Source organism: Streptomyces sp. iso_384 (genome assembly GCF_056172905.1).
This window is the reverse complement of the sequence record NZ_JBWBTT010000001.1, coordinates 6,317,397-6,333,346: the sequence shown is the minus strand read 5'-3', so window position 1 is coordinate 6,333,346 and position 15,950 is coordinate 6,317,397. Positions and strand designations below refer to the sequence as shown.

15 protein-coding genes are annotated in these 15,950 nt (G+C 70.9%); 7 read left to right on the top strand and 8 right to left on the bottom strand.

The window, feature by feature from the left end:
* Positions 1 to 91 precede the first annotated feature (91 nt).
* From AC0VY3_RS28295 to AC0VY3_RS28285, 3 genes are read left to right on the top strand one after another with little or no spacing between them, the layout of a single operon-like run.
* Entirely contained in the window at positions 92 to 1,099 is a 1,008-nt protein-coding gene (locus AC0VY3_RS28295; RefSeq protein WP_103510537.1) for a carbohydrate ABC transporter permease, read from the top strand.
* Positions 1,096 to 1,956 (top strand): carbohydrate ABC transporter permease, encoded by an 861-nt coding sequence (locus tag AC0VY3_RS28290; RefSeq protein WP_103510536.1) that lies wholly within the window; start codon positions 1,096 to 1,098, stop codon positions 1,954 to 1,956. Before AC0VY3_RS28295 ends, AC0VY3_RS28290 begins: the two co-directional genes overlap by 4 nt.
* Before the next feature lie 9 nt (positions 1,957 to 1,965).
* Positions 1,966 to 3,495: a glycoside hydrolase family 3 protein gene (locus AC0VY3_RS28285; RefSeq protein ID WP_103510535.1), complete on the top strand. Its 1,530-nt coding sequence runs from the start codon at positions 1,966 to 1,968 to the stop codon at positions 3,493 to 3,495.
* Positions 3,496 to 3,650: 155 nt separating this feature from the next.
* On the opposite strand, the gene nagB is transcribed toward AC0VY3_RS28285, so the two are convergent.
* Positions 3,651 to 4,436: a glucosamine-6-phosphate deaminase gene (gene nagB / locus AC0VY3_RS28280; protein WP_103510534.1), complete on the bottom strand. Its 786-nt coding sequence runs from the start codon at positions 4,434 to 4,436 to the stop codon at positions 3,651 to 3,653.
* 249 nt (positions 4,437 to 4,685) lie between these two features.
* Between nagB and AC0VY3_RS28275 the strand changes: the two genes are divergently transcribed.
* On the top strand, positions 4,686 to 5,768 hold the full coding sequence (locus tag AC0VY3_RS28275) for an SIS domain-containing protein (protein WP_103510533.1): 1,083 nt from the start codon (positions 4,686 to 4,688) through the stop codon (positions 5,766 to 5,768).
* 564 nt (positions 5,769 to 6,332) lie between these two features.
* Positions 6,333 to 7,799: a sensor histidine kinase gene (locus AC0VY3_RS28270; RefSeq protein ID WP_103510532.1), complete on the top strand. Its 1,467-nt coding sequence runs from the start codon at positions 6,333 to 6,335 to the stop codon at positions 7,797 to 7,799.
* A gap of 172 nt (positions 7,800 to 7,971) precedes the next feature.
* Here the strand turns inward: AC0VY3_RS28270 and AC0VY3_RS28265 are convergent, their stop codons facing one another.
* Positions 7,972 to 8,229 carry a WhiB family transcriptional regulator gene (locus tag AC0VY3_RS28265; RefSeq protein ID WP_003953983.1) on the bottom strand — a complete coding sequence of 86 codons (258 nt, stop codon included), beginning with the start codon at positions 8,227 to 8,229 and terminating at the stop codon, positions 7,972 to 7,974.
* 320 nt (positions 8,230 to 8,549) lie between these two features.
* Positions 8,550 to 9,518 carry a diacylglycerol/lipid kinase family protein gene (locus AC0VY3_RS28260; protein ID WP_103510531.1) on the bottom strand — a complete coding sequence of 323 codons (969 nt, stop codon included), beginning with the start codon at positions 9,516 to 9,518 and terminating at the stop codon, positions 8,550 to 8,552.
* 165 nt (positions 9,519 to 9,683) lie between these two features.
* On the opposite strand from AC0VY3_RS28260, the gene AC0VY3_RS28255 reads away from it, so the two are divergent.
* A complete protein-coding gene (locus AC0VY3_RS28255) occupies positions 9,684 to 10,133 on the top strand; it encodes a hypothetical protein (RefSeq protein ID WP_103510530.1) in 450 nt (149 codons plus the stop codon).
* 35 nt (positions 10,134 to 10,168) lie between these two features.
* On the opposite strand, the gene AC0VY3_RS28250 is transcribed toward AC0VY3_RS28255, so the two are convergent.
* The 3 genes from AC0VY3_RS28250 to AC0VY3_RS28240 all read right to left on the bottom strand — a co-directional run bounded on the left by AC0VY3_RS28250 (position 10,169) and on the right by AC0VY3_RS28240 (position 12,028).
* Positions 10,169 to 11,098, bottom strand: coding sequence for an RNA polymerase sigma factor SigF (locus AC0VY3_RS28250; protein WP_103510529.1), 930 nt, complete (start codon positions 11,096 to 11,098; stop codon positions 10,169 to 10,171).
* Between the two features lie 23 nt (positions 11,099 to 11,121).
* Complete coding sequence (locus tag AC0VY3_RS28245) at positions 11,122 to 11,535, bottom strand: ATP-binding protein (protein ID WP_003966375.1); 414 nt, start codon at positions 11,533 to 11,535, stop codon at positions 11,122 to 11,124.
* 232 nt (positions 11,536 to 11,767) lie between these two features.
* Complete coding sequence (locus tag AC0VY3_RS28240) at positions 11,768 to 12,028, bottom strand: UBP-type zinc finger domain-containing protein (RefSeq protein ID WP_103510528.1); 261 nt, start codon at positions 12,026 to 12,028, stop codon at positions 11,768 to 11,770.
* 35 nt (positions 12,029 to 12,063) lie between these two features.
* On the opposite strand from AC0VY3_RS28240, the gene AC0VY3_RS28235 reads away from it, so the two are divergent.
* A complete protein-coding gene (locus tag AC0VY3_RS28235; RefSeq protein ID WP_103510527.1) occupies positions 12,064 to 13,665 on the top strand; it encodes a Na+/H+ antiporter in 1,602 nt (533 codons plus the stop codon).
* On the opposite strand, the gene AC0VY3_RS28230 is transcribed toward AC0VY3_RS28235, so the two are convergent.
* Positions 13,641 to 14,588 carry a 1-aminocyclopropane-1-carboxylate deaminase/D-cysteine desulfhydrase gene (locus tag AC0VY3_RS28230; RefSeq protein ID WP_475550895.1) on the bottom strand — a complete coding sequence of 316 codons (948 nt, stop codon included), beginning with the start codon at positions 14,586 to 14,588 and terminating at the stop codon, positions 13,641 to 13,643. The two genes, AC0VY3_RS28235 and AC0VY3_RS28230, sit on opposite strands and share 25 nt — an antisense overlap.
* A gap of 37 nt (positions 14,589 to 14,625) precedes the next feature.
* Positions 14,626 to 15,822, bottom strand: coding sequence for a globin domain-containing protein (locus AC0VY3_RS28225; protein ID WP_103510526.1), 1,197 nt, complete (start codon positions 15,820 to 15,822; stop codon positions 14,626 to 14,628).
* Positions 15,823 to 15,950: the final 128 nt, after the last annotated feature.

Genomic DNA, 15,950 nt, shown 5'->3' with positions numbered 1-15,950 from the left:
CGGCGTCAGCGCCGGGCCCCCGCTCCTTTCCCGCAAGTGAATGCCGTGAATTCCGGGGCCCGCCCCGGACCCGCGATGGAAGGTCAGCCACGTGTCTGCCGCTGATACCAAGGCCGCCGGGCCGCCGGTCCCCGTACCACCCGACCCGCAGGCGACGGGGAAGTCGTCCTTTGACGACCATGCGCCCCGGGTGCAGAAGAGAAAGCGGAAGAAGGGGGAACTGCTCCCCTACTTCCTGATTCTCCCGGCGATCGTGGCGATCGCCGCCGTCTACCTCTACCCGCTCGGCAAGACGGTCATCATGTCCTTCCAGGACATGGGCCGGCGCGAGCTGTGGTCCGGAGAACCGGCGCCATGGGTCGGCTTCGAGCAGTTCACCAACATCCTCGGCGACTCCGAGTTCTGGTGGGTCACCTTCCGCACGGTCGTCTTCATGGCCATCTGTGTGACGCTGACCATGGGGATCGGGCTGCTGGTCGCCCTGCTGATGCGCAAGCTCACCACCTGGGTCCGGCTCGTGCTCACCGCCTGCCTCATCGCCGCCTGGTCGATGCCGCTGATGGTGGCCGCCTCGATCTTCCGCTTCATGGCCGACTCCGACTACGGCCTGATCAACACCCTGATCGCCAAGGTCGTCGGCGAGGACTGGCTCGGACACAACTGGTACCTCAACCCGATCCAGGGCTTCGGCATCATCACCCTGCTGGTCGTCTGGGGCGCCATCCCGTTCGTCGTCGTCACCCTGTACGCCGCCCTCACCCAGGTTCCCCAGGAGCTGGAGGAGGCCGCCGCCCTCGACGGCGCCAGCGCCTACGGCATCTACAAGTTCGTTACCTGGCCGGTCATCAAGCCGGTCTTCACCATGGTCGCCACCCTCTCGGTGATCTGGGACTTCAACGTCTTCGGCCAGATCTGGCTGCTGCGCGGCAACAAGCCCGAGCCGGAGTACGAGACCCTCGGCCTCTACTCCTACTCCAAGGCGTTCGAGTCCACCTCCTTCAGCCAGGGCACCGCGATCGCCCTGATCACGGTACTGCTGCTGTCCGGCGTGGCCGTGTACTACCTGCGCCAGCTCATGAAGACGGGAGAGGTCGAATGAGCAGCTCGACCCAGACACAGGTACTGCGCCCCGACCGCAAGAAGAGCCGGCTGCACTTCGACCTCATCGGCCTCGTCGTCGCCCTGGTCATGGTCTTCCCGGTCTACTGGCTGGTCATCAGCGCCCTGCGGCCCAACCGGGAGATCCGCAGCTACGACCAGACCCTGTGGCCCACGTCGATCACCTTCGACAACTTCGTCCGGGCCACCGAGCAGCCGAACTTCACCACCGCCATCCAGTCCAGCCTGATCGTCGCCGTCACCGCGGTGGTCGGCGGCATGATCATCGCGACCCTGGCGGCCCTGGCCATCGGCCGGTTCCGGTTCTTCGGCCGCAAGGCCCTGGTCCTGATCATGATCCTGGTCCAGATGCTGCCGCCGACGGCGATGCTCATCCCGATCTACGCCCAGCTCAACGCCATGGGCGGGATCGACGAGTACTGGGGCCTGATCGTCGTCTATCTGGTCTCCACGCTGCCCTTCGCCACCATCATGATCCGCGGCTTCGTCGTGAACATCCCGGTGGAGCTGGAGGAGTCCGCGATGGTCGACGGCTGCACCCGCTTCCAGGCCTTCCGGCGGGTGATCTTCCCGCTGCTCGCCCCCGGGCTCGCCGCCGCGTCGATCTTCGCCCTGGTGAACGCGTGGAACGAGTACCTCTTCGCGTACATCCTGATCAACGACAACTCCAAGTACACGCTGAACGTCTGGCTGATGACGTTCACGACCGAGCGCGGAACGGACTACGGCGCCCTCATGGCGGCATCGACCATGATCGCCATCCCGGTCGTCGTGTTCTTCATGATCATTCAGAAGAAGATGGCCGCAGGCCTCACTTCCGGCGCCGTGAAGGGATAGTGCGGGCTCATGACCACCCTCGTTTCCACCACGGACACCGTGACGCGCGACGCGCTCGCTGTGCTCCAGCCCGGGTTCACCGGAACCACCGCACCGGACTGGCTGCTGCGCCGCGTCGGTGAAGGCCTCGCCTCCGTCGGCCTGTTCGGGCGCAACATCACCTCGCCCGAGCAGCTCACCGCCCTCACCGGACGGCTGCGCTCCGAGCGGGACGACGTCCTCGTCGCCATCGACGAGGAGGGCGGCGACGTGACCCGCCTGGAGGTCACGCACGGCTCCTCCTTCCCCGGCAACTTCGCCCTCGGCTCGGTGGACGACGTCCACCTCACCCGGGCCGTCGCCCAGGAGCTGGGCCGCCGGCTCGCCGAGTGCGGCGTCAACCTCAACTGGGCGCCGTCCGCCGACGTCAACTCCAACCCGGGCAACCCGGTCATCGGCGTGCGCTCCTTCGGCGCCGACACCCGCCTGGCCGCCCGGCACACCGCCGCGTACATCGAGGGGCTCCAGGCCGCCGGTGTCGCCGCCTGCACCAAGCACTTCCCCGGGCACGGCGACACCGCGGTCGACTCGCACCTCGCACTGCCCCGCATCGATGTGGACCTGGACACCCTGCACGCCCGTGAGCTGGTGCCCTTCCGGGCGGCCATCGCCGCGGGTTCCAAATCGGTGATGAGCGCGCATATCCTTCTTCCCGCACTCGACCCGGACCGCCCGGCGACCCTGAGCCCGCAGATCCTCACCGGTCTGCTGCGCCAGGAGCTGGGCTACGACGGCCTGATCGTCACCGACGCCGTGGAGATGGACGCCATCGCCGGTACGTACGGCATCGAGCGCGGGTCCGTCCTCGCCCTCGCGGCGGGCGCCGACGCCATCTGTGTGGGCGGCGGCCTGGCCGACGAGGAGACGGTGCTGCGGCTGCGCGACGCCCTCGTCGCGGCCGTGCGCAGCGGGGAACTGACCGAGGAGCGGCTCGCCGACGCGGCCGCCCGTGTACGAGCCCTCGCGTCCTGGACGCAGAGGGCCCGGGGGGATGTCCCGGAGCCGGGCGCGGCAGTGCAGGAGGGGACCGCGCCCGGCACCGGTGTCAGCTCCGACATCGGTCTGGTGGCCGCCCGCCGCGCGGTCCGGGTGACCGGCTCCGGCGACCGGCTGACGGAGGCGGCGTACGTCGCCTCGTTCAGCGCGGTGGCGAACATCGCGGTCGGCGACGAGACCCCGTGGGGCATCGCCGCCGAGCTGGACAGGATCCTGCCCGGCACCGGCACGGACACCTACACCGAGGAGACCGAGGCCGTCGCGGACGCGATCCTGGCGGCGGCGGGGGAGCGGCGCGTCGTCGCCGTGGTCCGCGACGAGCACCGGCACGCCTGGATGGGCGCGGCGCTCGACGCCCTGCTGGCGGCCCGCCCGGACACGGTCGTGGTCGAGATGGGCCTGCCCCAGTCGGACCCGAGGGGTGCGCTGTATGTCGCCACCCATGGCGCGGCAAGGGTCTGCGGCACAGCGGCGGCGGAAGCGCTGACGGGCACCAAGGCCTGACACGTTCGAGCCGGGCAACATCAAGCCCGTCCGGCGATCGAGGACAACGCCTCTGGCCGGACGGGCCGCCCCGTTCAGCACCACACCGCACGGCAGAGGGCCGGGACACCACCAAGGCGTCCCGGCCCTCTGCCGTACGGGAAAGGGGGCGAGCCCTACAGCCCCTGCCACTGAGGCTTCGCCGCATACGTGGCCCGGAAGTAGTCCCCCAGCTTCAGCTTCGACGCCGCCGCCTCGTCCACCACCACGGTCGCGTGCGGATGCAGCTGGAGCGCCGAGGCCGGCACGATCGAGGCGACCGGACCCTCCACCGTCTGGGCGATGGCCTCCGCCTTGCCCTCACCGGTGGCCAGCAGGATCGGGTGCCGGGAGTCCAGGATCGTCCCGATGCCCTGCGTGATCACGTGGTGCGGCACCTGCTCGATGTCGTCGTCGAAGAAGCGCGCGTTGTCGACCCGGGTCTGCTGCGTCAGCGTCTTGATGCGGGTGCGCGATGCGAGGGAGGAGCACGGCTCGTTGAAACCGATGTGCCCGTCCGTGCCGATGCCCAGGAGCTGGAGGTCGACACCGCCCGCCTCCGCCAGCGCCCGGTCGTACGCCTCGCAGGCCGCCTGGACGTCCTCGGCCGAGCCGTCGGGGCCCATGAAGGAGGCCTCGGAGAGCCCCAGCGGCTCGACGACCTCGCGCAGCACCACCGAGCGGTACGACTCCGGGTGCCCCGCGGGCAGGCCGACGTACTCGTCGAGCTGGCAGATCCGGGCGCGCGTGGCGTCGACGGCCCCGGAGGCGACCTTGGCCGCCAGTGCGCGGTAGATGGGCAGCGGGGTCGAGCCGGTGGCAACGCCGAGCAGGGCGTCGGGCTTGCGGCGGAGCAGCGCGGCGATGGCCTCCGCGATCAGTTCGCCGCCTGCCGTGGCGTCCGGGACGATGACAACTTCCACGCTGTGCCTGCCGATCTGACTAGGGGAGCCGGTGGTATAGACCAATCAAGTTCCCAATTTAGCAGAATCGAGCGGCCGTACGGTGAACAGTCCGCCCATCGGCCGCACCCGGTGCGCACCTCCGGCCCCGCACGCCCCGGCCCGCTGGCGGGCCACCGCATTGCCTGGTCGACTTGTCCGGTACGGCGCCGACCGCGTACCACCCGCGCGCCGTCCCGTATGCCGTTGACAGCCCAGGGAGGCCCCCACATGTCCGCCACCCCTCCGGCCGACCGGAGCGGCCAGGGCGACGAGCCCGGCCGCATCATGTCCGGCGAAATGGCCGAGCAGCCCGCGATGCTGCGCCGGATCCTCGAACAGGGCGCGCCCCGCATCAACGAGGTCGCCGCCGAGATCGCCGCCCGGAAGCCCCGGTTCGTGCTGCTCACCGCCCGGGGTACGTCGGACAACGCGGCGCTCTATGCGAAGTACCTGCTGGAGATCCGCCTCGGGCTGCCCTGCGGACTGGCCTCGATGTCCACCACCACGGCCTACGGAGCCAAGCCCGATCTGCGGGACGTCCTGGTGATCACCGTCAGTCAGTCGGGCGGCTCGCCGGACCTGGTGGCCTCCACCCGGGCCGCCCGGGAGGCCGGGGCCGTCACGCTCGCCGTCACCAACAACCCGGACTCCGCGCTCGCCGCCGTCTCCGAGTACCACATCGACATCCTGGCGGGCCCGGAGAAGGCGCTGCCGGCCACCAAGACGTACACCGCCTCCCTGCTCTCCCTCTACCTCTTCGTGGTGGGCCTGGGCGGCGGCGACGGCACCACGGCCGCCGCGGGCCTGCCCGACCTCGCCGGCGCGATCCTGGGCCGCCGGGCCGAGGTCAAGGCGCTGGCCTCCCGCTACCGCTTCGCCGAGCGCATGGTGATCACCTCGCGCGGCTACGGCTACCCGACGGCCAAGGAAGCGGCCCTGAAGCTCATGGAGACCAGCTACATCCCGGCTCTCTCCTACTCCGGCGCCGATCTGCTGCACGGCCCGCTGGCGATGGTCGACAACATCTCCCCGGTGATCGCCGTGGTCACCGACGGCCGGGGCGGCGAGGCACTCCAGCCGGTGCTGGACCGGCTGCGCGGACGCGGCGCGGATCTCTTCGTGGTCGGCCCCAAGGCCCAGGTGGAGGCGGCCTCGGCCGGCTTCTCGCTGCCCACGGCGGGCGTCCCGGAGGAGTTGCAGCCGATCCTGGAGATCCTGCCGCTGCAGATGCTGGCGTACGAGGTGACGATCGCCCGGGGCCAGGACCCCGACGCGCCCCGCGCCCTGGCGAAGGTCACCGAGACCCGCTGAGGACCGGAGGCGTGCGGCCCCCGGAAACACCCGCGGGCCGCGGCGCCGGGACGGGACCCTCAGCCCATCCGGCACCGCAGCCCGGAGCTGCGGGCCTGCCTTTCGGAACAGGCCGGGCTCCCGGGCCCCGGCACGCGCATCTGCGGCGTTGTCGTCGGTCGCCGACTTCCCCAAGCTCTCGAACGAGCTCGAGCAGGGGGAGAGCCCACTGCGTCGACTTCCTCCTCCGCCTTGCAGCTGCACGCACCGGACCCCGCTCGCTGATCCGGCCTGTTCCAAAAGGCAGGCCCTACCTGGCCGGCGGTGTGCGGTGCCCCCGGCCACTGGAGGCACCGGCGCGGTCAGGGCAGAGAGCGCCGGGTGCCTCGGTCCGCTCTCCTGTGCGGGGAGAGCGGAGGTCTTGATGAACATTGTGGACTAGACCAATACCCGTGTCCATCCGCATGCACGACATTCTCGGGCCGGCCGCCGCGCCTGTCCATCGTCCTGCCCACTGCACGGTCCGCCGGGCCGATCGGTTCGAACGCTTCCGGTAACCACAGGTACGCTCCACACGTGCCCTCCATGAACGACCTCGTCCGCCAGCACACCGCTCTGAGCGACACCGACCTCGAGTGGCTCCATCTGCTGGTCTCGGAGTGGCAGCTGCTCTCCGACCTGTCCTTCGCCGACCTGGTGCTGTGGGTCCCGACCCGCGACGGCACGCGGTACGTCTCCGTCGCCCAGATGCGCCCCAACACCGGGCCCACCTCCTACCAGGACGACATGGTCGGCCACCTGGTGCCGCGCGGCCGCCGCCCGCTGCTGGACGCGGCGCTGGACGAGGGCCGGATCGTGCGCGAGGGCGACCCGGAGTGGCGCGAGGAGGTGCCCGTACGGGTCGAGTCCATCCCCGTACGCCGTGACGGCCGGGTGCTCGGCGTCATCGCCCGCAACACCAACCTGCTCACCGTGCGCACCCCCTCCCGGCTGGAGCTCACCTACCTCCAGTCCGCCTCCGACCTGGCCCAGATGATCGCCGCCGGGTCCTTCCCCTTCCCCGGCCAGCAGGTCGACATGGACGCCTCCCCGCGGGTGGGCGACGGCCTGATCCGGCTCGACGCCGACGGGATCGTGCAGTACGCCAGCCCCAACGGCCTCTCCGCCTACCACCGCCTCGGCCTCGCCTCCGATCTGGTCGGCCACCACCTCGGCACCACCACCGCCGAACTGGCCCCGTCCCGGGGGCCGGTGGACGAGGCCCTGGTCAAGGTGGCCAGCGGTTACGCGCCCCGGGAGTTCGAGGTCGAGTGCGCGGGCGGGGTGATCCAGCTGCGGGCCATCCCGCTCAAACCCAAGGGTGTCCGCATCGGCTCGCTCGTCCTGCTCCGGGACGTCACCGAACTGCGCCGCCGCGAACGTGAGTTGATCACCAAGGACGCGACCATCCGGGAGATCCACCACCGGGTGAAGAACAACCTCCAGACGGTGGCCGCCCTGTTGCGCCTCCAGTCCCGCCGGATGGACTCCGAGCAGGGCCGCGAGGCGCTCAACGAGGCCGTCCGGCGCGTCGGTTCGATCGCCATCGTCCATGAGACGCTGTCCCAGAATCTGGACGAGCGGGTCGAGTTCGACGAGATCGCCGACCGGGTGATCGCGATGGTCTCGGAGATCTCCCCGGGCAAGGTGACCTGCCGGCGCACCGGACGCTTCGGCATCCTCGACGCCGAGGTCGCCACCCCGCTCTCCATGGTGCTGACGGAGGTTCTGCAGAACGCCCTGGAGCACGCCTTCGCCGTGGCCGACCACGGGACGGTGGAGGTCTCCGCCGTGCGCGGCGGATCGCCCGCCGACGGGCGGCTGCTGATCACCGTCACCGACGACGGCCGCGGGCTGCCCGAGGGGTTCGACCCGAAGCGGGCCGGCAACCTCGGACTCCAGATCGTACGGACCTTGGTGGAGGGGGAGTTGGGCGGCACGTTCGGCATGGTCCCGGCCCCCGAGCGCGGCACCCAGGTGGTGCTGGACCTTCCGGTCAGCAGCGACAAGTAGAACCGCGCGAGCGCACACAGCAGAGCGGGCCCGGACCGTGGTGACGGTCCGGGCCCGCTCCGTGATGCTCACGATGCGATGCGCTCCGGGGTACTGCGCGCTGCGACTCGAAGGCGGGGCTGTGCGTACGCTCTGTACGCGCCGCCGGGCTGAGGCTTGGTGCGGTTCTCGCTCAGGCGCTTGCGTTGCGCGCCCGGTTGCGAGCGGCGCGGCGCTTCATCGCGCGGCGCTCGTCCTCGCTGAGGCCACCCCAGACGCCGGAGTCCTGGCCGGACTCGAGCGCCCACTGCAGGCACTGCTCCATGACGGGGCAGCGGCGGCAGACAGCCTTGGCTTCCTCGATCTGCAGCAGCGCAGGACCGGTGTTGCCGATGGGGAAGAACAGCTCGGGGTCTTCCTCACGACAAACGGCGTTGTGACGCCAGTCCATGGCTGCTACCTCTCCTTGGTATTACACGCTTGTTGCTTGTGAATGTGAACGCTTTCACGAATCCCCCCGCAGATGACGGGCCGACCCCCAGATGGACTGGGCGTGGTCTGTGATGGTGAGGAGGGGTTCTGGCTCTCAGTGGAGGCCGGTGTTGCGGGCCGTCCCGATCGCCATGAAGAGATTCCCAAACCTCGGCGACGGATACAACCCCTTCTGGAAAGTTTTTTTTGATTCCTCGGTGTCGACTAGGTCACAGGCGCACTTCTTAGGGGTGGGACCCAGTCCAAACGTTCGAGTTAAAGGACTTTCGGCCCTTCCACTCACACAATCACACGCAGTGCACGGCGTACGCCTGTGAACGTCACGCTCGTACGCAGTCCCAGGTGGTCACCGTCCATCTGGAAGGGCAGTGGGACCTTTGAATGCAAGGTGAAGTCCGTGAGGTCATGCCGTGAAACGGCGTGCTTCCCGCGGGGCCCCTTCTCGGGGCTCGAAGTGAGCAGCTGGGTGCCGTAGAGGGCCACCGCCGGGGTGGACAGACGCTTCAGTCCGAGGACGTCCAGCGCGGTGTCGAAGGAGGCCTTCGGGGAGGCGTACATCGGACGATTGCCCAGGTAGGTCCAGGGGGCGGTGTTGCAGATTATGGAGAGCGCGAGGTCGGTGACCGGGTCCTGGCCGGGCACGTCGAGCGTGATCTGACCGTGTCTGCGGTGGGCCTCGTTCAGGAACTGCCGCACCACCTGGCGTACGTACAGGGCGTGCGTCGAACGCTTCCCGCCCTCGCGCTTCTGTTCGACCCGGCCGATGACTCCCGCGTCGAACCCGAGTCCGGCACAGAAAGTGAACCAGCGTTCGGGAACGGACTCGTCCTCCGTGCCCGGGGTGCCGGCGGCCAGGCCCAGACCAACCGTGCGTTCGGTCCGGTTCGCCAGGGCGTCCAGAATCGCACCGGTCGCCTCCACCGCGTCGTTCGGCAGTCCGAGGGCGCGCGCGAAGACATTGGTGGACCCGCCGGGAACCACGGCGAGCTTCGGGAGGGCGTCCACGTCCGGGCCCCGGTGCAGCAGCCCGTTCACGACCTCGTTCACCGTGCCGTCGCCGCCGAGGGCGACCACCAGATCGATGTCGTCGCTGTCCGCCGCCCGCCGCCCCAGGTCGCGCGCGTGCCCCCGGTACTCCGTGGTCACCGCCTCCAGCTTCATCTCGCTGGCCAGCGCGTGGATGAGCACATCACGGGTGCGGGCACTGGTGGTGGTAGCAGCTGGGTTGACCACGAGGAGTGCGCGCATGACCGCCAGCCTACCTACCGGGCGGTTCGGGCTCGTAGTCCCGGTTCGCTGCGCTCGGGGCCGGTGACGGAGCGTGACGGCCCGCCCCGGTCCACCGCCGAACGGGTGGGGCTCCCGCGCACCCCGGCTTCACTTCCGGGCCCCGGGGATGCCAACCTGAAAGGCGTGAGCACTCAGCAGACACCGTCCACGCCGTCGCCCTCCGCAGCGGAGCGCCCGACCAGGATCACCGTCCTCGCCGGGGTCAACGCCCTCGAAGGCGTGGCACTCGCCGTCGGCGGCGTCTGTCTCCTGGTCATGGGGGTGCTCGGGAAGCTGGAGAGCACACAGCAGGCCGAGACGGTCGGGATCACCCTGATCGCACTCGGCGCGATCCCGCTGATCGCCGCCCGCGGGCTGCTGCTGCTGCGCAGCTGGAGCCGGGGGCCCGCGCTGATCACCCAGATCATGGCGCTGCCGGTGGCCTGGACGCTGCTGCGCTCTCAGGGCGCCCTGATCCCCACCGGAATCGTGCTGGCGGCGGTCGCCGTCACCGGACTCGTGCTCGTCCTGAACCCGGCGACCACCCAGGACCTCGGCATCCGCCGGGGGCCGAGGGCGACCCCCGAGGCCTGAGCCGACGGACCCCGCCCCGCTCGCCCGCTCCTCGCCTACTCCTCGACGAGCAGCCGCTCACGCAGCTGCGCCAGGGTGCGGGCCAGCAGTCGCGAGACGTGCATCTGCGAGATGCCGACCTCCTGGGCGATCTGCGACTGGGTCATGTTCCCGAAGAAGCGCAGCAGCAGGATGCGCTTCTCGCGCGGCGGCAGGTCCTCCAGGAGCGGCTTGAGCGACTCCCGGTACTCCACGCCTTCCAGCGCCTCGTCCTCCGAGCCCAGCGTGTCCGCGACCGCCGGCGACTCGTCGTCCGTGTCCGGCACGTCCAGCGAGAGCGTGCTGTACGCGTTGGCCGACTCCAGGCCCTCCAGCACCTCCTCCTCGGAGATGCCGAGCCGCTCGGCCAGCTCGTGCACCGTCGGCGAGCGGCCGTGCTGCTGGGAGAGCTCCGCGGTGGCCGTGGTCAGCGACAGCCGCAGCTCCTGGAGGCGGCGCGGCACCCGCACCGCCCAGCCCTTGTCCCGGAAGTGGCGCTTGATCTCGCCGACCACCGTGGGGGTGGCGTACGTCGAGAACTCCACCCCCCGGTCCGGGTCGAACCGGTCCACGGACTTGATGAGTCCGATCGTGGCGACCTGGGTCAGGTCGTCCAGCGGCTCGCCCCGATTGCGGAAGCGGCGCGCCAGGTGCTCCACCAGTGGCAGATGCATCCGCACCAGCCGGTTGCGCAGCTCGGCCTTCTCCGCCGAACCGTCGGGCAGTTCCCGCAGCTCGAAGAAGAGGGCCCGGGCCCCGCTGCGGTCGTGTGGATCGTGGTGCCCGTGCTCGCTCATCTGGCCCGCCCGCTCTGCCTGCGACTGCTGCTCCACCGCGACGTTGAGGCTCTCGGGCCCGTCCGCTCCGTCCACCGGATGCGGCCGGGCCTGTTGTTCCGGGATGCCTGCTGGGCGCACCACCCCGGATCGGATCGTCTCGTCCCGCACAGGACCGTCCCCGTTCCCGTCGCTCACGCCGGCCCGGGGCCCGCGCCGCGCTGTTTGTAGAGGCTGATGCTGACCGTACGGTCGTCGGCGACCGTGGAGTCGACCTTGCCGGCCAGTGCGGAGAGCACCGTCCAGGCGAAGGTGTCGCGCTCGGGCGCCCGTCCGTCCGTGGTGGGCGCCGACACCGTCACTTCGAGGGAATCGTCGACGAGACGGAAGACGCAGCTGAGGACGGAGCCCGGCACGGCCTGCTGGAGCAGGATCGCGCAGGCCTCGTCGACCGCGATGCGAAGATCCTCGATCTCGTCGAGAGTGAAGTCCAAACGCGCTGCGAGACCGGCCGTGGCCGTTCGCAGCACCGACAGGTAGGCACCCGCAGCGGGCAGCCGGACTTCCACGAAGTCCTGATTCCCGGGCTCGCCTGCGATCTGGGACACCCTCACCTCCAAGGTGGCACAAACTCTTTCGAGGTTCCGGGAAGGGGGGCCCGGAGCCATGCGGTCCGTCGACGGTTCTTCGGCTCGGCGACGTTATCGGATCCATGATGCCGTGTCGTACGGACCCCATACCCCGGCCGTCACTCATGGTAAGCCCATGAGTACGCACAGTGGCTAGGGGTCTGCGGCGTCCAATTGCGAAGAACCAGCGCCGCATTGACGTACCCAGGCGTCAGACGATCGAACCGTCCTCGAAGCACCAGCGCCAGCTCTCGCCCGTCTCGAAGCTCCGCATCACGGGGTGACCGGTCGCCCGGAAGTGTCCGGTGGCGTGCCGCAGCGGCGACGAATCGCAGCAGCCGACGTGCCCACAGGTCAGGCAGAGCCTCAGCTGCACGGGGTGGGTGCCCGCCGCCAGGCACTCGGGACAGGTCTCGCCGAGCGGCACGGGCTCGGGGCGTGGCAGTTCCGCTACATGCGCACACTCGCTCATGATGGGCAGGTTACGACGGATCCGAGGACGGTGGGATGGACGCGCTGCCGCTGGTTGCCCTGGTCGCGGTCAGTGCGGCGGTCGCCGGCGCGGCCCGCCGTACCCCGGTGCCCGCCCCGCTCGTGCTGGTCGCCGTGGGGCTCGTGGCCGGCTATCTGCCGGGTATCCCGACGTACCACCTGGACGCGCACGTCGTGCTGCCGCTGCTGCTTCCGCCGCTGCTCTACACGGCGGCCGTGGACAGCTCCTACCTGGATCTGCGGGCCAACATCCGGCCGGTCGCCCTGCTCTCGGTGGGCTACACCCTCTTCGCGACCGTCGCGGTGGGCTGGCTGGCGTACCGGATCATCCCGGACCTGCCGCTGACCGCCGCCCTGGTCCTGGGGGCGGTCGTCGCGCCGCCGGACGCCGTGACGGCCGCCGCCATCGCCCGCCGGGTCGGGCTGCCCGCCCGGGTGACCACGATCCTCCAGGGCGAGTCGCTGGTGAACGACGCCACGGCGATCACCGCCTTCCGGGTGGCACTGGCAGCCGCGGTGGGGGAGGGGATGAGCTGGGCCGCCGGGATCGGCGAGTTCCTGCTGGCGGCGGTCGGCGGCGTCGGTGTCGGGCTGCTGCTGATGGTGCCGCTGCACTGGCTGCGTACGCATCTCAAGGAAGCGCTCCTCCAGAACACGCTCTCCCTCCTGATCCCCTTCGTGGCGTACGCGGCGGCCGAACGGGTGCACGCCTCCGGAGTCCTCGCCGTGGTCGTCGTCGCCCTCTACCTGGGCCACCGCTCCTGGCAGGTCGACTTCGCCACCCGTCTTCAGGAGGCGGCCGTCTGGAAGATGGTGGCGTTCATCCTGGAGTCGGCGGTCTTCGCCCTGATCGGGCTCCAGCTGCCGTTCGTCCTGAAGGGGCTCGGCTCGTTCGGGGTGGGGGAGGCGCTCGGCTACGCCGTCCTCGTGTTCCTGGCCGTCGTCGTGGTCCGCTTCGTCTGGGTCTACCCGGCCACCTATCTGCCCCGGTGGCTCTCGCGCCGCGTCCGGGAACGCGAGCCGGGCACCGACTGGACCGCGCCGCTGATCGTGGGCTGGGCCGGGATGCGCGGGGTCGTCTCGCTCGCCGTCGCGTTCTCGATCCCGCTGGTCATGCAGGACGGCGAACCGTTCCCGGCCCGCAGTCTGGTGCTGTTCCTGACCTTCACCACCGTCATCGGCACGCTGGTGATCCAGGGGCTGACGCTGCCCGTCCTCGTCCGCGTGCTGAAGCTGCCGGGCCCCGATCCGCGGACCGTCACGCTGGTCGAGGCGCAGGCCCAGAGCGAGGCCTCCGCGGCCGCCGAGGCCCGCCTGGACGAGCTGCTGGCCGACCCGCACAGCAGCCTGCCGCCACCGCTGGCCGACCGGTTGCGCAGTGTGCTGGAGCGCCGCCGCAACGCCGTGTGGGAGCGCCTGGGCACGGCCGACCCGGTCACCGGGGAGTCGGCGGACGACACCTACCGGCGGCTGGCGCGGGAGATGATCGAGGCCGAACGCGAGGTCTTCGTGCGGCTCCGCGACGAGCGGCGGATCGACGACGAGATGATGCGTACGCTGCTGCGCCGGCTGGATCTGGAGGAGGCGGCCGCCTACCGGGAGACGGACGACTCCTGAAGCGGCGCGGGCGGAGCCCCGGGGGTGCCGGTGATCACCGCGGCCACCCGGGCGCCCGGCGCGAAGGCGCCCTCCTCGGCCAGCGCGGTCAGCGCGAACAGCAGCTTGGCGACGTAGACGCGTTCCACGGGCAGCCCGTGCCGGTCCTCGAAGTCCGCGGCGAAGGCCTCCAGCTCCGGGGTGGAGCGGGCGTAGCCGCCGAAGGTGAAGCGCTCGTCCAGCGTCCAGCTGCCGGACGGGCCGCCGAACGCCTCGCGCTGGAGCCGCTCCACCTCCCGCCCGAGGAAGCCGCCGCGCAGCACCGGCACGCCCAGGGCCCGCTGCCCGGGGTCGAGACCGGCGGCGAGCCCGGCCAGGGTGCCGCCCGTACCGCAGGCCACGGCCGCCGCATCGGCCTCTCCGGCCAGCTCGCGCCCCAGCGCCGTACAGCCCTGTGCGGCCAGGGCGTTGCTGCCGCCCTCCGGGATGACCTCCACGTCCCCGTACCGGCTCAGCAGCCCCTCCAGGACCTCGGGGGAGGCCTTCGCGCGGTACGTCGTACGGTCCACGAAGTGCAGCCGCATACCGTCGGCCGCACACCGGGCGAGCGACGGGTTGAGCGGGCGGCTGGCCAGCTCGTCGCCGCGGACGACGCCGATGGTGGGGAACCCCAGCAGCCGGCCGGCCGCCGCGGTGGCCCGGAGGTGGTTGGAGTACGCGCCGCCGAACGTGAGCACGGTGCGCCCGGCGGCGGCCTCCAGATTGAGGACGAGTTTGCGCCACTTGTTGCCCGGCAGGTCCGGGTGGATCAGGTCGTCCCGCTTGAGGAGCAGGGTCACCCCGTGGCGCGCGAAGCGCTCGTCCCGGACGGCCGACAGCGGGGAGGGCACCCGGGGCCGCAGGAGGGCGTCGAGGCGGGGCGGGGGGTCGGGCGGGCTGTTCACCCGCCCATTGTCGTCCGCCCGTCGCAGCGGCGACGTTTCAGGATGTGGCCAGCCAGAGGTCCGGGCCGAACACCTCGTAATGGACGTCGGCCGGCCGGACGCCCGCCTCCAGCAGCCGGGCGCGGACGGCCCGCATGAACGGGAGCGGGCCGCAGAGATAGGCGTGCGTGCCCGGCCGTACGGTGATGCCGTCCAGGTCGACGAGGCCGGTGCGGTTCACGGGGTGCCCGGCCTCCGGGGTCTCGTACCAGAAGTGCGCCTCGGCTTCCGGGAGCTTCTCCGTCAGCCGGACGTGGTCGTTGCGCAGGGCGTGGTCGGCCGGTGAGCGGTCGCCGTGCACGACGGTGACCGGCCCTTGGTGGCCCTCCTGCGCGAGGTGTTCCAGCATCGACAGCATCGGGGTGCAGCCGATCCCCGCCGAGGCCAGCAGCAGGGGCGCGTCCAGGTGGTCGAGCACCAGGTCCCCGTAGGGGACGGAGACGCGCAGCAGGTCGCCCGCGCGGGTGTGCTCGTGCAGGTGCCGGGAGACCTCGCCGTCGGGCGTGGCCTGGCCGCGTACGTGTTTCACGGTGATCGACCGGAGCCGGGAGCCGGGGGCGCAGGAGAGGCTGTACTGGCGTATCTGGCGGGCCCCGTCCGGGAGTTCGACCTGTACGGAGACGTACTGGCCGGGCCTGAAGGCGGGCGGGGGCGTGTCCTGGGCTGGGCGCAGCAGGAAGGTGGCGACGTCCTCGGTCTCCTCGACCCGGGCGGCGACCTCCCAGGTGTGCCACACATCGCCCGCCAGGACGCCCTGCTGCGCGTAGAGCCGCTCCTCGACAGCGATCAGCGAGCCCGCCATCAGCCAGTAGACCTCGTCCCAGGCGGCGGCGACCTCCGGGGTGACCGCGTCGCCCAGGACGTCGGCGATGGCCGCGAACAAGTGGGTGTGCACCACCTCGTACTGCTCCGGGGTCACCCCGAGCGAGGCGTGCTTGTGGGCGATCCGGTCCAGCATCACGTCGGGCCGGGTGCCGGGCCGCTCCACCAGCTGGGTCGCGAAGGCGGCGATCGAGCCGGCGAGCGCCCGCCGCTGGTCGCCGGAGGCCTGATTGCCCCGGTTGAACAGGTCCCGCAGCAGCTCGGGACGGGCGGCGAAGAGCTTCTCGTAGAAGAGGTCGGCGATGTCCCCGATGGCCGCGCCGACGGCGGGAAGGGTGGCGCGGACAGTGGCGGTGGACCGGTCGGAGAGCATGCGGGCTCCTCATTATTGGTATTCTAGATGCGTATTTGAGGGTGCGGGGTGGCTCGGTCGGTGCGTGAGGTGCGTGGAAGCCCGGGCGTGCTGGTGCGTTCGCGCGGCCGGGCGGGGCGGGCTTCGGG

What these genes read in the sequence shown, in the direction of transcription:
- AC0VY3_RS28290 (WP_103510536.1), top strand. Translation starts at nt 1,096, where the DNA reads ATGAGCAGCTCGACCCAGACACAGGTACTGCGCCCCGACCGCAAGAAG.
- AC0VY3_RS28285 (WP_103510535.1), top strand. Translation starts at nt 1,966, where the DNA reads ATGACCACCCTCGTTTCCACCACGGACACCGTGACGCGCGACGCGCTC.
- AC0VY3_RS28275 (WP_103510533.1), top strand. Translation starts at nt 4,686, where the DNA reads ATGTCCGCCACCCCTCCGGCCGACCGGAGCGGCCAGGGCGACGAGCCC.
- AC0VY3_RS28270 (WP_103510532.1), top strand. Translation starts at nt 6,333, where the DNA reads ATGAACGACCTCGTCCGCCAGCACACCGCTCTGAGCGACACCGACCTC.
- AC0VY3_RS28265 (WP_003953983.1), bottom strand. Translation starts at nt 8,229, where the DNA reads ATGGACTGGCGTCACAACGCCGTTTGTCGTGAGGAAGACCCCGAGCTG.
- AC0VY3_RS28260 (WP_103510531.1), bottom strand. Translation starts at nt 9,518, where the DNA reads ATGCGCGCACTCCTCGTGGTCAACCCAGCTGCTACCACCACCAGTGCC.
- AC0VY3_RS28240 (WP_103510528.1), bottom strand. Translation starts at nt 12,028, where the DNA reads ATGAGCGAGTGTGCGCATGTAGCGGAACTGCCACGCCCCGAGCCCGTG.
- AC0VY3_RS28235 (WP_103510527.1), top strand. Translation starts at nt 12,064, where the DNA reads ATGGACGCGCTGCCGCTGGTTGCCCTGGTCGCGGTCAGTGCGGCGGTC.
- AC0VY3_RS28225 (WP_103510526.1), bottom strand. Translation starts at nt 15,822, where the DNA reads ATGCTCTCCGACCGGTCCACCGCCACTGTCCGCGCCACCCTTCCCGCC.